The organism is Peribacillus simplex, from assembly GCF_030123325.1.
Taxonomy (GTDB): Bacteria; Bacillota; Bacilli; order Bacillales; family DSM-1321; genus Peribacillus; species Peribacillus simplex_D.
The window spans coordinates 40,993-59,975 of sequence record NZ_CP126106.1 but is presented as its reverse complement, the minus strand read 5'-3'; the positions used below and the strand labels follow the sequence as shown (position 1 = coordinate 59,975).

Below are 18,983 nucleotides of genomic sequence, written 5' to 3'. Positions count from 1 at the left end.
TGACCTCCTCATTGGTATGATGGATGCCACTTCAAGCATCTTTTTTCGATTATTTTGGCCGCAACGTCCGATATTTTTCCCAATAAGGCATATAGGAGAATACTAAGAACAACAATATCCATCCTCATGAATTCCCGGGCATTCATAGCCATATATCCAATTCCGGAATTAGCGGATATTGTTTCTGCGACAATTAATGTGACCCACATGATTCCAAGAGAGAAGCGGATACCCACTAAAATGGATGGAAAGGCGGCAGGGAGAATAACATTCCAGAATAAAGAAAAACCACTTAACCCATAAACCCTCGCTGCTTCGATCAATCCCTTATCCACCGATTTCACTCCATGAAATGTATTTAGATAGATAGGAAAAAGAACCCCTAAAGCGACAAGGAAGATTTTTGCTTCTTCTTCTATACCAAACCATAGAATCACCAGCGGTATTAAAGCTAGATGCGGAATGTTACGCAACATCTGAAGCGAGGTATCGAATAAGGTTTCAGCAATGGATGATAATCCATTTAATAAACCTAGTGCAAAACCAATGATCCCGCCTATTAAAAAGCCGATGAAGGCACGCTGAGCACTGATGCCGATATAATCCATAAGTTCACCAGTACCCAATAAAGCGACACCTGCTTGAAACACTTCAGTCGGGGCAGGCAATATCCGATCCGACAAAATCCCCCACAAAGACAGGAGCTGCCAAGTTATCAAAAGGAGAATGGGCACAAGCCAAGATATGAGGTGGAACCTATTGAACTTTTTGCTTAATTTTTTCTGCATCTTCATTTTCACGTCCTTTTGTAGGGTAGTGGTCATTGGCCAGTATTTCCCCAAATGGGCTCGTAGCTTTTGAAACGGGACTTTCCAGCTGTTCAACAGAGAGTAAAGGGAATAATAATTCCGCAACTCTGTACGCTTCTTCAAGATGAGGGTATCCAGATAAAACAAAGGATTCTATTCCGATTTCTTCATATTCCTTCATTCTGGCAGCAACATTTTCTGCACTCCCCACTAGTGCCGTACCGGCGCCCCCGCGCACTAGACCTACACCTGCCCAAAGGTTAGGGCTGATTTCAAGCGAATCCCTGTTTCCGTCATGGAGTTGCGACATCCGCTTTTGGCCCACTGAATCAAACCTTTCGAAAATCTTTTGCGAATTTTCAATCATTTCGTCATCCACATATTTAATTAGTTCATCCGCTGCCTGCCAAGCTTCTTCTTCCGTTTCCCTTACAATGACATGCATCCGTATGCCAAACCTAACCTCACGTCCATATTCTTCTGCCTTTTTACGTACCTTCTCAATTTTTTCTGCCACTTGCACCGGCGGCTCACCCCAAGTCAAGTACACATCAATATGCTTTCCTGATATATCGATGGCGGGGTCGGATGAACCTCCGAAATAGAGTGGTGGGTATGGTTTTTGTACAGGCGGCAACAGGATATCCCCGCCTTCAATCTTTAGGTGCTCCCCTTCAAAGTCCACTTTGTCCCCGGACATCTCCTTTCTCCAGATATCAAGAAATTCATCTGTTTGCCCATATCGTTCCTTATGATTCAGAAATACGCCATCACCTGCCAGTTCGACCGGGTCCCCTCCAGTTACTACATTGATCAAGAGGCGTCCATTCGACAACCGGTCGAAACTCGAGGCCATCCTGGCAGCCAAGGTTGGCGACATTAAACCTGGTCGGACCGCAACTAGAAATTTCATTCTTTCCGTTGCGGAAATCAATGAAGAACCCACTACCCATGCATCCTCACAAGACCGTCCCGTCGGAAGCAACGCTCCTTCAAATCCCAAATGATCGACCGCCTGTGCTATTTGTTTTAAATAAGGAAGCGTGATTGCCCTCCCTCCCTTTGTAGATCCTAAATAGCGACTTTCCCCGTGTGATGGTAAAAACCAAAAAACTTTCATTTTCATTTCCCCCTTAATTTTTTTTAACATCTGCAGATGCATCCAGAACATTAATCTTGCTTGGGATTAATTTAAGATTGTAAAACGTATCGGCAATCTTTTGTTGATCATCCAAAACCCCATTGGAAATCTCCTCAAGTCCATATTCTTTTCTATTTAATGTTTTTTCCAATGCCTCCACACTCATTCCAATTTCCGGAGATAGAAACTCAGCAACATCCCTTGGGTTTTCTTCAATCCATTTATCAACTTTTATCAGTTCTTCTTTGATAATTTTCAAAGCCTCTTCGTTCCCGGCAAATGAATCAGTTGCCAAAAAGAATTCACGATTCGCCACCAGTCCGTCTCCATCCTGAATCGTTTTCGTTTCAAGTTCCAATTCCGCCGCTGATAAAAATGGATCCCATATTACCCAGGCATCGATTTGGTTTCCTTCAAAAGCAGCCCTCGCATCAGCCGGCGGCAAGTAGACGGGCTGAATGTCATCAAGAGTAAGACCTGCTTCCTCTAACGCTTTAACCAATAGGTAATGAACATTGGAACCTTTATTCAAGCCAACCTTCTTACCCTTTAAATCTTTCACATTTTTAATGGGTGAATCCTTTTGTACGACTATGGCCTCTCCTGATGGGTTTGCCGGCTGATTGGCAATATAGACAAGCGGCGCATTGGCTGCCTGTGCAAATATCGGCGGTGCCTCCCCTGTGTGCCCAAAATCAATGCTGCCGACATTCAAGGCTTCAAGCAGTTGAGGTCCTGCAGGGAATTCAGTCCAATCGACTGTATAACCCACATCCTTTAAATGTGTCTCCAACTCTCCCTTTGATTTTAAAATATTTAATGTCCCGAATTTTTGATAACCGATTCGGATGGTCTTATCCGATTCTTTTGCATCAGCACTTGTGGAACTGTTCTTTTCCTGCCCGCATGCACTCACTATCAGCATGAAGATGCTGAAGATGGTCAGCAGCCATATCTTTCGTTTTTTCATATTCTGCACACCCTTCTTAAACTATTTATATAAAAATAAAAGGCTCCTTTCCTCACCAATAGGACAATAGGGCAAAAAGATGCCTAATGTTCAATGGTAAGTGAAAAGGAGCCTTCGGTAGTCCGATCGGCGTCATCCAATATGCACTTGCGTTAGTACAGGTTTTCATTCCATGAATATGAATTGAATTTGTATAGCCATTTTATTATTAGTATTCATATCTGTCAACTAAGAATTTAGTATTTTTTGAAAATTTAAAACAAAAATACGGCGAGCCCGAAGGCCCGCCGTGTTTTGATTAATTTTGTTATCAATCGAATAATGTACTGACTGATTGTTCCTCATGCACACGAATAATTGCCTCTGCAATCAAAGGTGCTACAGAAAGTCCTGTAATTTTATCGATTTTCTTATCTTCAGATAGGGCAATCGAGTTAGTCACGACCAATTCCTTGATCGTTGAATTTTGAATTCTTTCGATGGCAGGGCCTGAAAGGACTGGGTGTGTACAACAAGCATACACTGCTTTAGCACCATTCTCCACAAGAGCATTGGCCGCTAGTGTAATAGTGCCTGCAGTATCGATGATGTCATCAATCAGTATTGCTGTCTTCCCTTCAATATTACCAATGATGTTCATGACTTCCGCCACGTTCGGTCTTGGACGGCGCTTATCGATAATGGCAATCGGTGCTTTTAGGCGATCGGCCATTTTACGGGCACGTGTTACACCACCATGATCTGGGGAAACGATGACGATATCACTTAAATCTTTTTCTTTGAAGAAATCAGCTAAAATCGGAACAGCAACAAGGTGATCGATCAGAATATCGAAGAAACCTTGAATTTGTGGTGCGTGAAGATCTAATGTGATAACACGGTGGGCACCAGCCGTTTCTAAAAGATTTGCGACAAGTTTAGCTGTAATTGGTTCACGCGCACGCGCTTTACGATCTTGTCGGGCATAACCGTAATATGGCATTACAATATTGATCGTTTTAGCTGAAGCACGTTTAAGAGCATCGATCATAATTAAAAGTTCCATTAAATTTTCATTGACTGGTTGGCTTGTTGATTGGATTACGTAAACGTCACAGCCACGAATACTTTCTTCAATATTAATCTGAACTTCACCGTCACTGAAACTTGTTACGCTACATTTTCCAAGCTCAACACCGATTGCAGCAGCAATTTCCTGAGCTAAATCGAAGTTTGAATTTAAAGAGAATACTTTTAAATTAGGATCTAAATACTGATTTGACATGATGACCTCCGTCGGTTATTTATTAAATTTCAATTTCTTGACATAATCTTCTTTATTAACTTGACGAGCCCGGGCAACGGATAGGGCTTCCTGCGGTACATCTTGAGTGATGGTTGACCCAGCAGCTACATATGCCCCTTCTCCTACCGTCACGGGTGCAACCAGATTAGAATTGCAGCCTATGAAGACATTGTCTTCAATCTTCGTCAGGTATTTATTTTTCCCGTCGTAATTCACGGTAATAGATCCGCAGCCTATATTAACATTCTCCCCAACCTCTGCATCTCCAATATAACTCAAGTGAGAGGCCTTGCTTCCTTCGCCAAAAACGGTCTTTTTAATTTCGACAAAATTACCGATCTTAACGGAATCCTTAATATCTGATTGAGGTCTAACATGTGCGAATGGACCGATTTTAACAAAACTTCCAATACTGCTTTCGTGTACAACCGATTGGAGGACTTCCGTTCCATCACCAATTTCACAATTACTGATTTCCGTATTCGGGCCAATCAAGCAATCCTGCCCGATAATACTTTTTCCTTTAATGAATGACCCAGGGTTAATGACTGTATCCTGTCCGATTTGCACATCAGCTTCAATGAACGTAGTAAGCGGATCGATGATCGTTACACCGTTCCTCATATGCGTTTCATTGATGCGTTTCCGTAAAATTAGCTCCGCCTGCGATAAAGCCACTCGGTCATTTACACCCAATGTCTCCTCGAAATCACTGGATTGGAAGGCCGTCACCACTTCGCCTTCCTCTTTTAAGATTTCAATCACATCCGGTAAGTAATATTCTCCCTGGACATTTTCATTTGAAACTTTTTTCAGCGCGCTGAATAATGCTTGGTTATCGAAGCAATATGTACCGGTATTTATTTCCTTAACATATCTTTCTTCATCAGTGGCATCCTTATGCTCGACGATTTTTTCTACAAGACCGCCTTCACCGCGAAGGACCCTTCCATAACCAGCAGGGTTATCTGCATATGCTGTTAAGATTGTTGCTTTCGCCTGACTTTGCTCATGTAATGATATAAGCTCTTTCATCGTTTCCGCTTTAATCAGGGGCGTATCACCGCAAATAACAAGGGTCGTTCCACTTTTTACGGATAAAGCGCTTTCCGCTTGCATTACAGCATGTGCCGTACCTAATTGCTGTTCTTGTAAGGCATACTTGCATGAATCACCAAGTTGTTCTTGTACTTTTTCAGCTCCATGGCCGATGACTGTAACAATATCTTCTATTTGAAGTTGATTGACTTGATCGATAACATGTTGTACCATTGGTTTCCCGCAAACAGGGTGCAAAACCTTATAAAGCTTAGATTTCATCCTAGTACCTTGCCCAGCGGCCAATATTATTGCATAGCGATTACTCATAACAGGCCTCCATTTTCACCTTTTTATCCACTAAAAATATTATCTCAAATAGTGATTCTTTTCAAGGTAACAATTAAAAGTACATATAATTGTCAACCAATCAGGTTAAAAAAGTTCGATTTCCGACAGCCTTACTTAAGTTATTAATGGACCTTTTAGCATTATTTTAAATCATGGTCGATGTCATTTTCATTAACGGCATAATACAGAAACCATGTCTCCTCCCCTTTATAACACCAGCAAGCCCCATTATCCCAAAACATTGCCATGATCACGCTAGACCTATGTACAAGCCATCTGGAAGTACTGCACCCTTTATTAACTTCCATTCCAAAATCAGGTTACCGATTCAATTCATCTTCAGCTCATCAGATGATAGAGTAAGTGATATCCTCAAATCCCGCTTACAGGAATTTCAATTTCAGGATGAACAAAAAGGTTTAAAAAATAAAAAGGATGGGTACTTAAATTTTGAATATATCACCTTAATTTTACAATTTAGATAATTAAAGCAAATTTCTGCATGATGAGCGAATAGGTCCTATACTTATCCGTTTATGAATAAATAAAAAAGAGCACTACTTATGAAGTAGGCTCTAGATGCACGAATTATAAATTTAAAGTTTAAAAGTAAGGTTATTTTAAGAAGCACCTGCTCCAGCTTCCTCTAATTCAGTTTCAAGTTCTCCCAATCGGTGATATTCTGTCAAGACAGCTTCTTGAATTTTCCCGCGTGTCGAGGAATTGATTGGATGAGCGATATCCCGGAATTCTCCATCTGGAGTTCGTTTACTTGGCATTGCTACAAATAAACCATTATTTCCGTCGATCACACGAATATCATGAACCACAAATTCATTATCCAGTGTAATTGATGCGATAGCTCTCATACGACCATCCGTATTCACACGGCGTAATCTTACGTCAGTTACTTCCATTTAAGCTCACCATCCCTTTTTGTTGTTGTTAAAACTTAAAGTACATATTCAACAAAAAAACGTGAACTCCTTCTATTATCTGTAATTTTTTTAGAAAATTCAGCCTAGTTTTCAAAAATGTTAAAAATCATCCTTACATTACAGGAAAACCCATTAAGTATTCCCTTAAACATAAAAAAAACGCCCGTTTATTTAACGAGCGCTACCACTTCTATTTCCACTAGTGCATCTTTAGGAAGGCGAGCAACCTCTACGCAAGAGCGAGCAGGTTTGTGAGCAGAAAAATATTCTCCGTATATTTCATTAATCGAACTGAAATCATCCATACTTTTAATGAATACTGTGGCCTTAATGACCGTTTCCAATGAAGCCCCAGCTTCTTTCAATACAGCTTGGAGATTCTTAAAGACCTGGTGTGTTTGTTCCTTTACATCCCCAGTCACCATCTCACCAGAAGCAGTAAGTGGGATCTGTCCTGAACTGAAAAATAACTTATCCACGATTACGCCTTGTGAATATGGTCCGATTGCTGCCGGTGCTTCATCAGTATGTATCGTTTTCATTAAATGATTCCCCCTATTCCTTTTTCGTAAAATAATTCCCACGGCTTACATTGATTTTCTTGTCTCTTTCGACCACCTGCGTCAACTTGATTAAAGAAACATAATCCTCGACAAGGCACTCCTCCGTATGTTCGGATTCGACCAGCACCGCTATTCCGGCAACTGTTGCCTTAAATTCATCCAATAGGCTGATCATACCATTAACGGTACCCCCAGCCTTCATGAAATCATCTACAATCAATACATTTGAACCCTCAACCAAGCTTCTCTTAGAGAGTACCATAGTCTGGATCCTCTTTGAAGAGCCTGAAACATAATTGATGCTCACTGTAGAACCTTCCGTTACTTTATTATTCCTACTTACAATTACAACTGGAACATTCAAATAATTTGCCACGGCGTATGCTAATGATATCCCTTTGGTTGCCATTGTCATGATGACTGAGATGTTTTTCTTGGCATACATTGAAGCGATTATCCTTCCAACCTTATTCACGGTTTGCGGATGTCCTAATATGTCTGTCATATATAGATAACCGCCAGGAAGTAGCCTTTCTGGACTAGCGATCGTATCGCATAATCCGTCAATGAAGGCATTGGCTTCTTCTTCCTTGATGGAAACAATATATTTCACTCCACCTGCCGCACCTGGAACGGTTGTTAAAGATCCTATGCCGCGTTGTTCAAAGGTATCTTTGATGATTGTCAAATCTTCACTGATCGAGGACTTTGCCGAACTATATCTTTCAGCAAAATAAGTCAGCGAAACAAGTTCCCCTGGATGTTCTAATAAATAATTGGTCATATCGACTAGCCTCTCGCTGCGACGAAATTTCATTGAGACACCCCCTTTGTGAATTCCGAATATTATATAGCAACTATACCACTAATGTACGTTTCTATTCAAGATTGTTTCGATCACCCAGTAAACGGACCGCATAGACTTGATCACAAAATCCGCGAAGTCCATTATAAATTCTTTGCATGCGCGAATCGTGTTCCACCAAACCAAAAACGGTCGGACCACTTCCGCTCATCAAGACCGAATCCGCTCCAAATGTCTTCATTTGATCTTTAATGTTCGCAACCTCTGGGTATAACTGCAATGTCACTTGTTCCAGAACATTACCCAACCCTTCACATACATCGTGATAATTGTTTTCCATAATAGCCGAAATCATTCCAGGTACATCCGGATGCTCCATTTTTGAAGTTTGGAGCCTTTTGTATATATCTGCTGTCGATACGCCGATCGTCGGTTTGGCCAAGATGACCCAGCATTTTGGCGGTGCGGGAAGATGCGTGATTTTTTCCCCGCGCCCCCTGGCCAATGCCGTTCCTCCATATACACAAAATGAAACATCAGAGCCAATTTCAGCTCCTATTTCCGCAAGTTCATCCATGGAAAGACCAAGCTTCCACAGTCTATTTAAGCCTCTCAAGGTAGCTGCGGCATCACTGCTTCCACCAGCAAGCCCTGCGGCTACAGGTATATTTTTCTCTATAGTTATGGAAACACCTTTATTGATCCCAAAACGTTCCTTTAGAATAAATGCAGCTTGATAAGCTAAATTCCGGTGATCATCCGGAACAAATCGATTATGGGATAGAATTTGAATATGATTTCCCGTTATTTCCTTTAGTTCAATTCTATCGGCAAGGTCGACTGTCGTCATGATCATTTCCACCTCATGATACCCATCAGGCCGTTTGAAAAGCACATCCAAAGCCAAATTAATTTTAGCCGGGGCTTTTTCCATAAGCTTCAATATGTCCACCTACTTTAACGTTCTTAAAAGTTCTTGTCCTATTCTATCATATTTGTTTATATTCTAAAGGTTTTTTCATCGTAATTTCAATGTAATGAAGCTAAGATCGGCCCTTAGAGGAGAATAGACACATGTAGGCACATTGGAGAGCAGCTGCTTCCTGCATCCCAAAAGATTTGCTACATATCCGTATGGCAATCACCAATACATAAAAAAACCAGACTCCTTAACTACAATGTAAGCAAAAATGAATGGAGCTATACATTGTATAAAGAGTCCGGTTTCTTTCAACATGACGGCATGATGCAATTAAGTGTTTTATCTTACTCTTTGTTCACCAATTGACGTTGTGCTTTTTCGATAGCAAGTTTTACCATGTTCCCTGCGTCCCTGGCCCGGATTCCTCCCCAGCCTTCTTTCTGGACAACATCGTAAAATCCAAGTTCTTTAGCCAATTCCTCTTTAAGATCATTTGACATAATCCCTTTTTTCCTGCTCAAGCGAAGCAACCCCTTTCACATGCCGTCACATGCCTAGTGTTTGCATCATACGCTATTTCATTACATCCTTTTTAAGCCTTTTTATTGGAGCTCACAGGTATTCCATACAAAACAAAAAGCAGCAAACAAAGTTGTTCACTGCCTCGTCTAAGTTACATCTCTTGTTGTTTGTTTAAAAATGTTAGTTCTACGGTTTCCGTTAAAACATCCGCATAGCTGTAAGATACTCTTTCAAACGCATTTTCATCTTGGTCGAGCTCAATTACAAAAACAGCCGGATAAGTTTCCGCCAAAGTTCCGAATCGTTCTACAGTCTTTCTTCTTCCACCGTTTGCTTTTAAGAGCAATCTTTTACCTAGGTTTGAATCAAGTGCAGTTTTAATATCAGCTAGAGTTTTTGGCATTTTCGGTCCACCTCACTAAGTTAAGTATATCACAATTTACAAATATACGCAAACAAAATAATAAATTATATCAGCACTTAAAAATGTAGTCAATATATTTTTATCTGAAATTCGGCAAAATCGCGAACAATTTTATTATATCCTGGGAAATGAAAAATTATGTAAACGAACTATTTCATTATCTATTAAGCCGAATTTTCGTATTTAAAATATTACCTACTGACATTACTCAACAAAAAACCAGTTTTTCTTTGACGATATCCGAATTCTTACTCACGAAAAGCAAGCTGCATTCTTTCAAAATGCAGCTCGTTCATTCTTCCTGAAATGGCTTGAAAGGCAACCCGGTCCGTAACACCCCTTTTGTCTCAATTCCCCCCAAGCCCTTCTCTCCAGTTAATGTATTCCTAAGCACATCCCATACATGAATATGATCGGAAAAAGGCGTAAAGCTTATCTTTCCGACGATATATACCGGATCAAGAGCATGTATATTAACACGGGAAGGAGAACTTGCAAAATTTGCCCCCGCTTGGATCAGCGATTCAAAATGCGACTGACAAGCCCCGGCAAATATAATCAGCTGGTCTAAATTAGAAACCCTCCTACGAGCCTCTCTAACCGTCTGTACAAAATCCTTTGAGTGACGGTAGGCATTAATATCGGATATCGGTCCTTTTGATTTTGAATAGGCATCATGACCGGTTACAACAAGAATGTCCGGCCGATAATGGTCCAACAACCCCCCGATTCTTTGGGGCATTTCCTTTTCATTGCAATAGATGCCATTGACCGGAATACTGAATTTCTGATATAGATCCATGCATTTCCTTAAGTAAGATGCATCCCCATCAACATGGAGGACCCTCCCTGGTATCTGAAAATATTCACCGCTGTACCGATAACCATTACTGGATTGATAGCCATTTTTTTGTTGTTGCAGCTCTAGATCTTGTGTTAATAAGCGGTAAGATTGTTCTTGAAGTACCTCATTCGACCTTTGTCGATCATTTCTTTCATTATCATTAATGATCATTAAATCTTGAAAAGGTGCATCTGCAATCAGTCGGATATCCTCCCCATAAAGAACAGCTTGACGTCTTCCGTCAATATCACGGATATCGATTACCCGGAACAACACGTCGCATTTATAAGAAATCCGACCAACAATATCGTTTATTTGAATATTCATGGCCCCACCCCATGAGAAGACTTATTTTCAGCCCGCCCTAGTTTATTTTCATTCTTAAGTTATGCGAACCATTCTTGAATGGTGAAAGGTGGGGATTGATTACATTTTCAGGTATGTTTCCTCATGGTTGGCCAATTTCAAAATAAAAAAAGCCGGAAGCTGGGATTGACCCCATTCCGACTTGAATCCTTCACATTTCCTTTATTTGAAATTCGGCAATAATGCATCACTTAAGCGGCCAAATTCTTCGATGCTCAGCGTTTCCCCCCGTCTGGAAGGATCCACTTCCGCGGCTTCGAGAGCCGCAAGTATAAGTTCTTTTTTCGATTTACCATCTGGCAGCTGACTGGTTAAGTTATTTAAAATCGTTTTCCGACGCTGGGCAAAGCTCGCCCGGGTCACAATGAAGAAGAAATCCTCATCCAGGACCTCGACGATCGGCTTCACGCGCCTTGTAAGACGGATTACAGCTGAATCAACATTAGGCTGAGGCATGAATACCGTTTTAGGTACTATCATCACTGTTTCGGCTTCAGTATAATATTGAATGGCAATGGATAAAGAACCGTATTCCTTTGTCCCAGGTTTTGCGGCAATTCGATCAGCCACTTCCTTTTGCAGCATACAGACGATGCCTCTAATGGGCAAGTCCTCGGACAATAGCTTTAAAATGATGGGCGTCGTGACATAGTATGGCAGATTTGCAACAACCATCAGGTCCGAAAAGCCAGCAAATTCCTCCTCGATGACCCTTTTGACATCAGCTTTGAGAACATCCCCGTGAATGATGTTTACATTGTTATAGAGAGACAGTGTATCCGATAAGATGGGCAGCAGACGCTGATCAATCTCAAAGGCCGCAACCTTTCTGCTGCTTTTCGCTAGTTGTTCCGTCAATGCCCCTATTCCTGGCCCAATTTCGATGGCGCCGCTTTCCTCAGTTAAATTGGCATGTTCAACAATACGTTTCAAGATATTCGTATCGATTAAAAAGTTCTGGCCTAAGCTCTTTTTAAAGGAGAATCCATATTTCTTTAATATTTCTTTCGTTCTGACAGGGGTTGCAATATCCTTATTCATTTTTTTCCTCCTGAATTATCTGTACCATTGCTTTCTCAAAAGCCTCAGTCGATATTTGGAACATTTTTAGTCTCTTATATAACTGTTTACCATTGGTAAACCCGATTTTTAAAATAGATCCAAGTTTTTCCCTTCGTTCCTTGGCACCAGATCCTCCGATTAAACCTGCATCTATTAAATCCTGCTGTGAAATCTCTTCTGAAGCCTCTTCATCCATTAATTGGGCATCCTTTAAAGCATTACGAATTGCCTCAGGAGAAGCATGCTCCACACCAATTCCTCTACCTGCCTTAGGAAGGGCTTCCTTCTTCGTTAAAAAGGCGTGTTTACAGCCTTTTACTTGTTCTGAAATGATATTCCTGATTTTTTGGCCTGGAAAATCGGGGTCTGTGAAAATGATGGCTCCACGTGTCTTTTGTGCAAGCCTCACCTGCTCAATACAAGATTCATTCACCGCGGAACCGTTGGTTTCTATTGTATCAGCATTAACAGCCCTTTTTATCGCTACCGTATCATCTTTTCCTTCTACAACGATAATTTCTTTAATCTTTTTCATGGTTTCCTCCATACAGAAAAGCGCAAACGCTTTGATTAGCTCTTGGATAAACGTAACCGGTCCCCCGTAATTGAAACCTTATGTGAGACGTCTATCTTATTAAAACAGTTTTACATAGGGTTTTTCAACAAATGGAAAATAAAACGCAAAAAACAGGAGACGAATTCATCTCCTGCGAGAGAAACCTTATTAGTCCAATACACGAACCTTTACCCTCTTTACACCCCAGCGATAGGCATCATTTTTTGAAGAAAAGAAGACGTCAATCCTATTTCCCTTTATTGCTCCGCCTTTGTCAGCAGCTACTGCATAGCCATAGCCATCTACATATACTTTCGATCCCATAGGAATTACGTTTGGATCGACAGCGATGATTTTGGCACCCGGATTACTCTTTAGATCCACGCCTGTGGACGTGACACCGGAACAGCCCTTACAACTGGCAGTATAAGCTGTTGATGATACGTATATTTCTTTTCCGCTTGTAGAACTAACGTTAGTTACTCCGCGTGATGCCTGGGCAACCGTCGTTCGAGTTCCGACCGTTACAACTTTATCCTGCTTTTTATTAACTACTTTTTCTGAAAGTAATTCTCTTTTAACCTCTTTGCCATTTTCCTTAACAACTTCATATTTTTTGGAAATGAGTCCGTCTTTTCCTTCTTTGACAATTTTCTCTTTCCCTTTTGATAAAGAGTCATCTTTTTTAGTTATGACAGCAAAGTCAACTGGTTCTTCCACTACATCGGTGACTTTTTCAATTCGAACTACGTTTACCGTATTCTCAGCTTCAACTTTTTCGGTTAATTCCGGCTCAACTCGATCCAAATCATTGAGTTTTACCCCTTGTTGCTTTAAAAAGTCAGCGACAGTAGTCGAAGTTGACCATACCTGCTTTTCGTCTCCACCTACCACTAATTTCAGTGAAAAGGCTTTGTCTATGGCAACTTCCATATTCGCTTTCAGCTTCGTATTTTTCGAAGGGGTGATCTTATCCTGTTCCTTCACCCTAAGATTTTGGTCTTTTAAAAGTTCATCTACCGTATCGGCGGTGGACCAAACATCCTTCGTCTTACCATCCTGTACCATGACGATTTTTTGTGCAGGCTTCCAAACCACCTCTAAATCATCATCAACCTTGGTGGTTCTAGATGGGTGGACATAGTCTGCAGCTTTAACGGTAATCTCTAAATCTTCCAACATATCATTTACAGTAGCCGCGTGTGTACGCACTACCTCTTTTTTTCCGTCTAGCATGATTGTTACTGTATCCTTTGTTCCTTGATATATCAATATTCCCAATGCTGTAGAAACAAGAATAGCACTGCAAATGGCAATTGCCATCCTCTTCTTCCCAAAAGGTTTGGGAATAAGGTTTTTCATAGTTTTTAATAGAATGAAAAACTCCTCCTTCCTCCCGGTGATTATATAGACTTAGTTATCAAGCTGTCAACCCATTCACTTCTCATTCAGGAAATTACTACCTATTATGCATATTTCATATTGAAAAGGAAAGGGCGACTTCTCGACATAATAAACCTATAGTAGGAGTGAAATTTGTAGAAACCTTAAAAAAATTCAATTTTAGCTAATGAATCCCGGGAGATATTGTAAAAAAAAATGTCAGTTAATGCCGAATAATTTCTTGGCATTTTCCGTTGTTGCCTGGGAAACTTCCTCTAATGTGAGTTGTTTGATTTCTGCAATTTGTTCAGCAACAAGCTTCACATACGAAGGTTCATTACGCTTCCCTCTATAAGGATGGGGAGCCAGGTATGGACAATCGGTCTCTATCAGTAAACGGTCTAAAGGTACGGCTGCTGCCACTTCCTTTGGTTTTTTTGCATTCTTGAAGGTCACAGGGCCACCCAATGAAATATAAAAGTTCATATTGATGCATTCCAAAGCCGTTTCTGCACTTCCGCTAAAGCAATGCATGATGCCTCCAACCATTGATGCCTCTTCTTCCTTGAGTATGTTCACGATATCCGCGGTCGCTTCCCGATTATGGATGATAATGGGCAGCCCCACCTTTTTTGCCAATCGGATCTGCTTCCTGAACACCTCCATTTGAACATCTTTCGGTGATTTATCCCAATGATAATCCAGGCCCATCTCACCAATGGCCACAACCTTTGGATGATTGGATAACTCCTCGATCCATTGTAAATCCTCTTCAGTCATGTCTATAGCATCCACAGGATGCCATCCGACCGCGGCATACATGAAATCATAAGCTTCTATTAATTCCATTGCCCTTATAATAGTAGGCCGGTCAAAACCAACGACTACCATATTATTGACTCCTGCTTCCTTAGCTCTGTCTATTACGTCTTCGAGATCCTCGTTGAATTGTTCCGCATTAACATGTACGTGTGTGTCAAATAACATTATTTTTCTTCCTTTCTAGCACTATTTTATTAAAAAATGAAAGTTTTATGTTTCACATTTAGGTAACAAAAAGATTACAAAGAAGCCTATATGCCCAACAAATAAATGCAGAACCAAAAACTAAACCTGTATTACATTACTTTTTCCAAAAGCATAAAGAAAAAAACATAAAAATGTTTCATATGAAACACCTTTATGTTTTCATCGGTTTATTTCACCTTTGAACCGTTAGGAATCGATGAATCTATTGTTGCGACTGAGAGCACACCATCCTGGCTTCCCGCCAAAATCATTCCTTGAGAGAGCTCGCCACGAAGTTTAACAGGTTTTAAATTTGTTACGCATATCACTTTTTTGCCTACTAAATCTTCGGGTTTATAATGCTGTGCAATGCCTGATACGACCTGGCGTTTCTCATACCCCAAATCAAGCTGAAGTTTAAGAAGCTTATCCGCCTTCTTCACAGGCTCAACTTCCATGACCTGAGCAACACGAAGCTCCACTTTTGTAAAGTCATCAATAGTGATTTCATCAACTTCGGGAATCGTCTCTTCCACTTTTTCCTCGACCTTGGGGGCGCCACCCTGCATTTGATCTTTAATATATAAAACTTCCTCTTCCATATCCAGACGAGGGAAGATCGGCTCTCCCTTCAAGACTTTTGTTTCAGCAGGAATTTGACCGAACTCCGCTAAACTGTCCCAGGATTTTAACACATCATCTTTGATGCTAAGCTGAGCAAAGATTTTTTCCGGAGTTTGCGTCAAGAACGGTTTCAAAAGTATTGCCGTCCTGCGCAATGATTCCGCCAAATGAACCATGACACCAGCAAGGTCTTCTTTCCTTGATTCATCTTTAGCAAGAGTCCATGGCTGGGTCTCATCAATGAATTTATTAGTTCTGCTCACGAGTTGCCAAATGGATGTTAGTGCAATTGAAAATTCCATGTTTTCCATTGCTTCCTCATACTTGCCTACCGTATCTTGGTTCATTTCAAGCAAAGCCTTTTCGAATTCGCCATTGGATCCTTCGTAATTTGGAATCACACCATCAAAATACTTATTGACCATTGCAACTGTTCGATTCAATAAATTCCCTAAATCATTTGCCAGGTCAAAATTGATCCGTTCCACAAACCCTTCCGGTGTAAATACTCCATCTGAACCAAATGGTACTTCACGCAATAAGTAGTAGCGTAAGGAATCCAAACCGTAACGATCAATCAATGTAACGGGATCCACTACATTCCCTTTTGATTTCGACATTTTACCATCTTTCATGAGAAGCCATCCGTGGGCAAAGACTTTCTTTGGAAGCGGCACATCAAGAGCCATTAACATGATCGGCCAATAGATTGTATGGAAACGAACGATTTCCTTTCCGACCAGATGTACATCGGCAGGCCAATAATTCAAGTACTTAGAATCATTGTCCGTTCCATACCCTAATGCCGTTATATAATTGGTCAATGCATCAATCCATACATAAATAACATGCTTTGGATCTCCCGGCACCTTGATGCCCCAATCGAAAGTAGTACGGGAAACGGCCAGATCTTCCAATCCAGGCTTGATGAAGTTATTGATCATTTCGTTTTTGCGGGATTCCGGTTGAATGAAATCCGGGTTTTCCTCATAAAACTTCAGTAACCGATCCGCATATTTACTCATCTTAAAGAAATAAGATTCCTCTTTCACCTTTTCAACAGGCCTGCCGCAATCAGGACAGTTTCCATTGCTTTCTTCCACCTGACGTTCCGTGAAGAAAGATTCGCAAGGTGTACAATATAATCCTTCATATTGGTCCAAATATATATCACCCTGATCCAACAGCCTTTTGAAAATCTTGGCTACGACCTCTTTATGGCGATCTTCCGTAGTCCTGATGAAATCATCATATGAAATATCAAGCTTTTCCCAGAGCTCTTTAATCCCTGATACGATATTATCTACATATTGCTGAGGAGTGACTCCTTCCTCAGCCGCTTTACGCTGGATTTTTTGACCATGTTCATCAGTTCCTGTTAAATACATGACATCGAAGCCACGCATCCTTTTATAACGAGCCATGGCATCCCCTGCCACTGTCGTATACGCGTGCCCTATATGTAAATTACCACTCGGATAATATATGGGTGTCGTGATATAGAATGTCTTTAATTTATCTTGCACTTCGTTCCCTCCTCATCATTTGAAAAACCGGCTATGGGACTGGCCCAAGCCATAAGAATATATTTTAAGCTATTATCTCTATTTTAACGCTATATACAATTCTGCGCGACAATAAACACTAATCTAATCATCATGTTAATAGAATTAAAAAAATATAAGTTTAATCTCATTTTAACAACAGGGGTACGGAAGTGAACTTCCCTTATGACAGCATTACCTCTTACCTCAACAAAATATACCTAAATTTCTTTTTTTGTGCAACAACTCACATATTCATAAACTTTTTCAGAAAATTATCCTTAATTCAGAACTTTTGTTTTGAAACTAAATGATATTTAATCATATAATAGTAAAGTATGTTTTTATATGCATACTTTGTCGAAATGTGGTGAAGTTAGTAGTTCTTTGTATCCTGCTATTTCTTCACTTTTAAAGACATAACCGATTTTTTCTCTTTAAAAGCCTTTTTGTTACACGAAAAGAGCCATGCTATTTCTTACAAAAAAATGAAAATAAATCATTGACGAATTTGGGAATGGCTGGTATTATAAATTTATAAAAAAATTTGTCGAATATTGGCGAAAAAAATAGAAATAGGGTACTAGATTGTAACTGAGAGGAGAATTTTTTAAATGAAATCTACAGGTATTGTTCGTAAAGTTGATGAGTTAGGCCGGGTGGTTATTCCAATCGAACTTCGTCGTACATTGGGTATCGCTGAAAAAGACGCTCTTGAAATCTATGTTGATGATGAGCGCATCATCTTGAAAAAATACAAACCAAACATGACTTGCCAAGTTACAGGTGAAGTTTCCGATAACAACCTTACACTTGCTAATGGTAAATTGATCCTTAGTCGTGAAGGTGCAGAATTACTTATTCAAGAAATTCAACAAAACTTCACTGCTTCTAAATAAATGATAAAAAAACTTCCGGTCTTCGGAAGTTTTTTTATGTTTATTATTTTGGTATATCAATGTGATACGCTTGATATACATCACGTTTTTGCATATTGCGATCTTTTGCGACCTGCTTGATTGCATCCTTTGAAGTGAACTGCTTGGTTTCTATATAATGATTAACATGACCGACGATGTCAAGGGCCATCCACCAAGCTTCTTCAGGTTCATCTTCCGACCATTGCCCACCTTCAATTATTAAACAGAACTCACCGCGAATTTCAGATTCCATCGCCCACGTCAATGCTTCACTCACAGTCCCTCGAATGAACTCTTCAAATTTCTTGGTTAATTCGCGGCATAATACTATACGGCGGTCACCTAAAATTTCATGCATATGTTTCAATGTTTCTTTCAATCGATGTGGCGATTCATAGACGATCCAAGTCGATTCCATTTTTTTTAATTTTTCCAGCTCCTGCTTTTTTTCTTTTGCTCCCCGTTGTAGAAAGCCATAAAAGTAAAAAGGCTGCGGAATCAGACCAGATGCGATCAATGCAGTTAATGCAGCATTGGCCCCCGGCAACGGGATGACTTTAAACTGTTCGGCAATGGCATCTTTGACCAGTTCATATCCCGGATCGGATATCGTCGGCAAACCAGCATCACTTACCAATGCGATGACCTCTCCAGATCGAAGCCTCTCTAGCATTTGCTTCCCGCTATATTCCTTATTATGTTCATGGTAACTGACGATAGGTGTCGAAATTTCAAAGTAGTTGCATAATTTCTTCGTATTTCGCGTGTCCTCAGCAGCAATGACATCCGCTTCCTTTAAGATTCTTAAAGCCCGGAAACTCATATCCTCAAGGTTCCCTATCGGTGTAGGAACCAGATATAGAGCTGGCTCCAATCCTTCTTTTTCAAAACTTTTTTGCTGCCACATA

Annotated in this window: 19 protein-coding genes; 1 reads left to right on the top strand and 18 read right to left on the bottom strand. The window is 40.4% G+C overall.

What is annotated here, in order from left to right; all coding sequences use genetic code 11:
- Positions 1–8: 8 nt before the first annotated feature.
- The 17 genes from ssuC to metG all read right to left on the bottom strand — a co-directional run bounded on the left by ssuC (position 9) and on the right by metG (position 17,137).
- Complete coding sequence (gene ssuC, locus QNH43_RS00315) at positions 9–794, bottom strand: aliphatic sulfonate ABC transporter permease SsuC (protein WP_076372950.1); 786 nt, start codon at positions 792–794, stop codon at positions 9–11.
- Positions 757–1,929 carry an FMNH2-dependent alkanesulfonate monooxygenase gene (ssuD, locus tag QNH43_RS00310; protein ID WP_283916467.1) on the bottom strand — a complete coding sequence of 391 codons (1,173 nt, stop codon included), beginning with the start codon at positions 1,927–1,929 and terminating at the stop codon, positions 757–759. Before ssuD ends, ssuC begins: the two co-directional genes overlap by 38 nt.
- 13 nt (positions 1,930–1,942) lie before the next feature.
- Entirely contained in the window at positions 1,943–2,920 is a 978-nt protein-coding gene (locus QNH43_RS00305) for a sulfonate ABC transporter substrate-binding protein (protein ID WP_283916466.1), read from the bottom strand.
- A 310-nt stretch (positions 2,921–3,230) separates the two neighbouring features.
- Positions 3,231–4,184 carry a ribose-phosphate diphosphokinase gene (locus QNH43_RS00300; protein WP_057276495.1) on the bottom strand — a complete coding sequence of 318 codons (954 nt, stop codon included), beginning with the start codon at positions 4,182–4,184 and terminating at the stop codon, positions 3,231–3,233.
- Between the two features lie 15 nt (positions 4,185–4,199).
- Complete coding sequence (glmU, locus tag QNH43_RS00295) at positions 4,200–5,573, bottom strand: bifunctional UDP-N-acetylglucosamine diphosphorylase/glucosamine-1-phosphate N-acetyltransferase GlmU (RefSeq protein WP_283916465.1); 1,374 nt, start codon at positions 5,571–5,573, stop codon at positions 4,200–4,202.
- A 641-nt stretch (positions 5,574–6,214) separates the two neighbouring features.
- The gene (spoVG, locus tag QNH43_RS00290; protein WP_034316332.1) at positions 6,215–6,511 is read right to left on the bottom strand and encodes a septation regulator SpoVG; all 297 of its coding nucleotides are present in this window, start codon (positions 6,509–6,511) and stop codon (positions 6,215–6,217) included.
- Positions 6,512–6,699: 188 nt separating this feature from the next.
- Complete coding sequence (locus tag QNH43_RS00285; RefSeq protein ID WP_283916464.1) at positions 6,700–7,074, bottom strand: RidA family protein; 375 nt, start codon at positions 7,072–7,074, stop codon at positions 6,700–6,702.
- A 13-nt stretch (positions 7,075–7,087) separates the two neighbouring features.
- On the bottom strand, positions 7,088–7,912 hold the full coding sequence (gene purR, locus QNH43_RS00280; RefSeq protein ID WP_076372944.1) for a pur operon repressor: 825 nt from the start codon (positions 7,910–7,912) through the stop codon (positions 7,088–7,090).
- A 61-nt stretch (positions 7,913–7,973) separates the two neighbouring features.
- A complete protein-coding gene (ispE, locus tag QNH43_RS00275; RefSeq protein WP_034316338.1) occupies positions 7,974–8,843 on the bottom strand; it encodes a 4-(cytidine 5'-diphospho)-2-C-methyl-D-erythritol kinase in 870 nt (289 codons plus the stop codon).
- Between the two features lie 323 nt (positions 8,844–9,166).
- A complete protein-coding gene (locus QNH43_RS00270; RefSeq protein ID WP_034316340.1) occupies positions 9,167–9,343 on the bottom strand; it encodes a small, acid-soluble spore protein, alpha/beta type in 177 nt (58 codons plus the stop codon).
- Between the two features lie 152 nt (positions 9,344–9,495).
- The gene (gene veg, locus QNH43_RS00265) at positions 9,496–9,747 is read right to left on the bottom strand and encodes a biofilm formation stimulator Veg (protein WP_034316343.1); all 252 of its coding nucleotides are present in this window, start codon (positions 9,745–9,747) and stop codon (positions 9,496–9,498) included.
- A gap of 313 nt (positions 9,748–10,060) precedes the next feature.
- Entirely contained in the window at positions 10,061–10,939 is an 879-nt protein-coding gene (gene yabG / locus QNH43_RS00260; protein ID WP_283916463.1) for a sporulation peptidase YabG, read from the bottom strand.
- 201 nt (positions 10,940–11,140) lie between these two features.
- Positions 11,141–12,019, bottom strand: coding sequence for a 16S rRNA (adenine(1518)-N(6)/adenine(1519)-N(6))-dimethyltransferase RsmA (gene rsmA, locus QNH43_RS00255; RefSeq protein WP_283916462.1), 879 nt, complete (start codon positions 12,017–12,019; stop codon positions 11,141–11,143).
- Positions 12,012–12,575, bottom strand: coding sequence for a ribonuclease M5 (gene rnmV / locus QNH43_RS00250; RefSeq protein ID WP_076372938.1), 564 nt, complete (start codon positions 12,573–12,575; stop codon positions 12,012–12,014). Before rnmV ends, rsmA begins: the two co-directional genes overlap by 8 nt.
- Before the next feature lie 189 nt (positions 12,576–12,764).
- Positions 12,765–13,919, bottom strand: a complete 1,155-nt coding sequence (locus QNH43_RS00245) for a G5 and 3D domain-containing protein (RefSeq protein ID WP_283916461.1) — start codon at positions 13,917–13,919, stop codon at positions 12,765–12,767.
- Between the two features lie 279 nt (positions 13,920–14,198).
- Complete coding sequence (locus tag QNH43_RS00240) at positions 14,199–14,966, bottom strand: TatD family hydrolase (protein WP_076372934.1); 768 nt, start codon at positions 14,964–14,966, stop codon at positions 14,199–14,201.
- Positions 14,967–15,175: 209 nt separating this feature from the next.
- Positions 15,176–17,137, bottom strand: a complete 1,962-nt coding sequence (gene metG / locus QNH43_RS00235; protein WP_283916460.1) for a methionine--tRNA ligase — start codon at positions 17,135–17,137, stop codon at positions 15,176–15,178.
- 632 nt (positions 17,138–17,769) lie between these two features.
- On the opposite strand from metG, the gene QNH43_RS00230 reads away from it, so the two are divergent.
- Positions 17,770–18,054, top strand: a complete 285-nt coding sequence (locus QNH43_RS00230; RefSeq protein ID WP_048689982.1) for a transition state genes transcriptional regulator AbrB — start codon at positions 17,770–17,772, stop codon at positions 18,052–18,054.
- Positions 18,055–18,097: 43 nt separating this feature from the next.
- Here QNH43_RS00230 and rsmI read toward each other — a convergent pair whose 3' ends face one another.
- On the bottom strand, positions 18,098–18,982 hold the full coding sequence (gene rsmI / locus QNH43_RS00225; protein ID WP_076372930.1) for a 16S rRNA (cytidine(1402)-2'-O)-methyltransferase: 885 nt from the start codon (positions 18,980–18,982) through the stop codon (positions 18,098–18,100).
- Position 18,983: the final 1 nt, after the last annotated feature.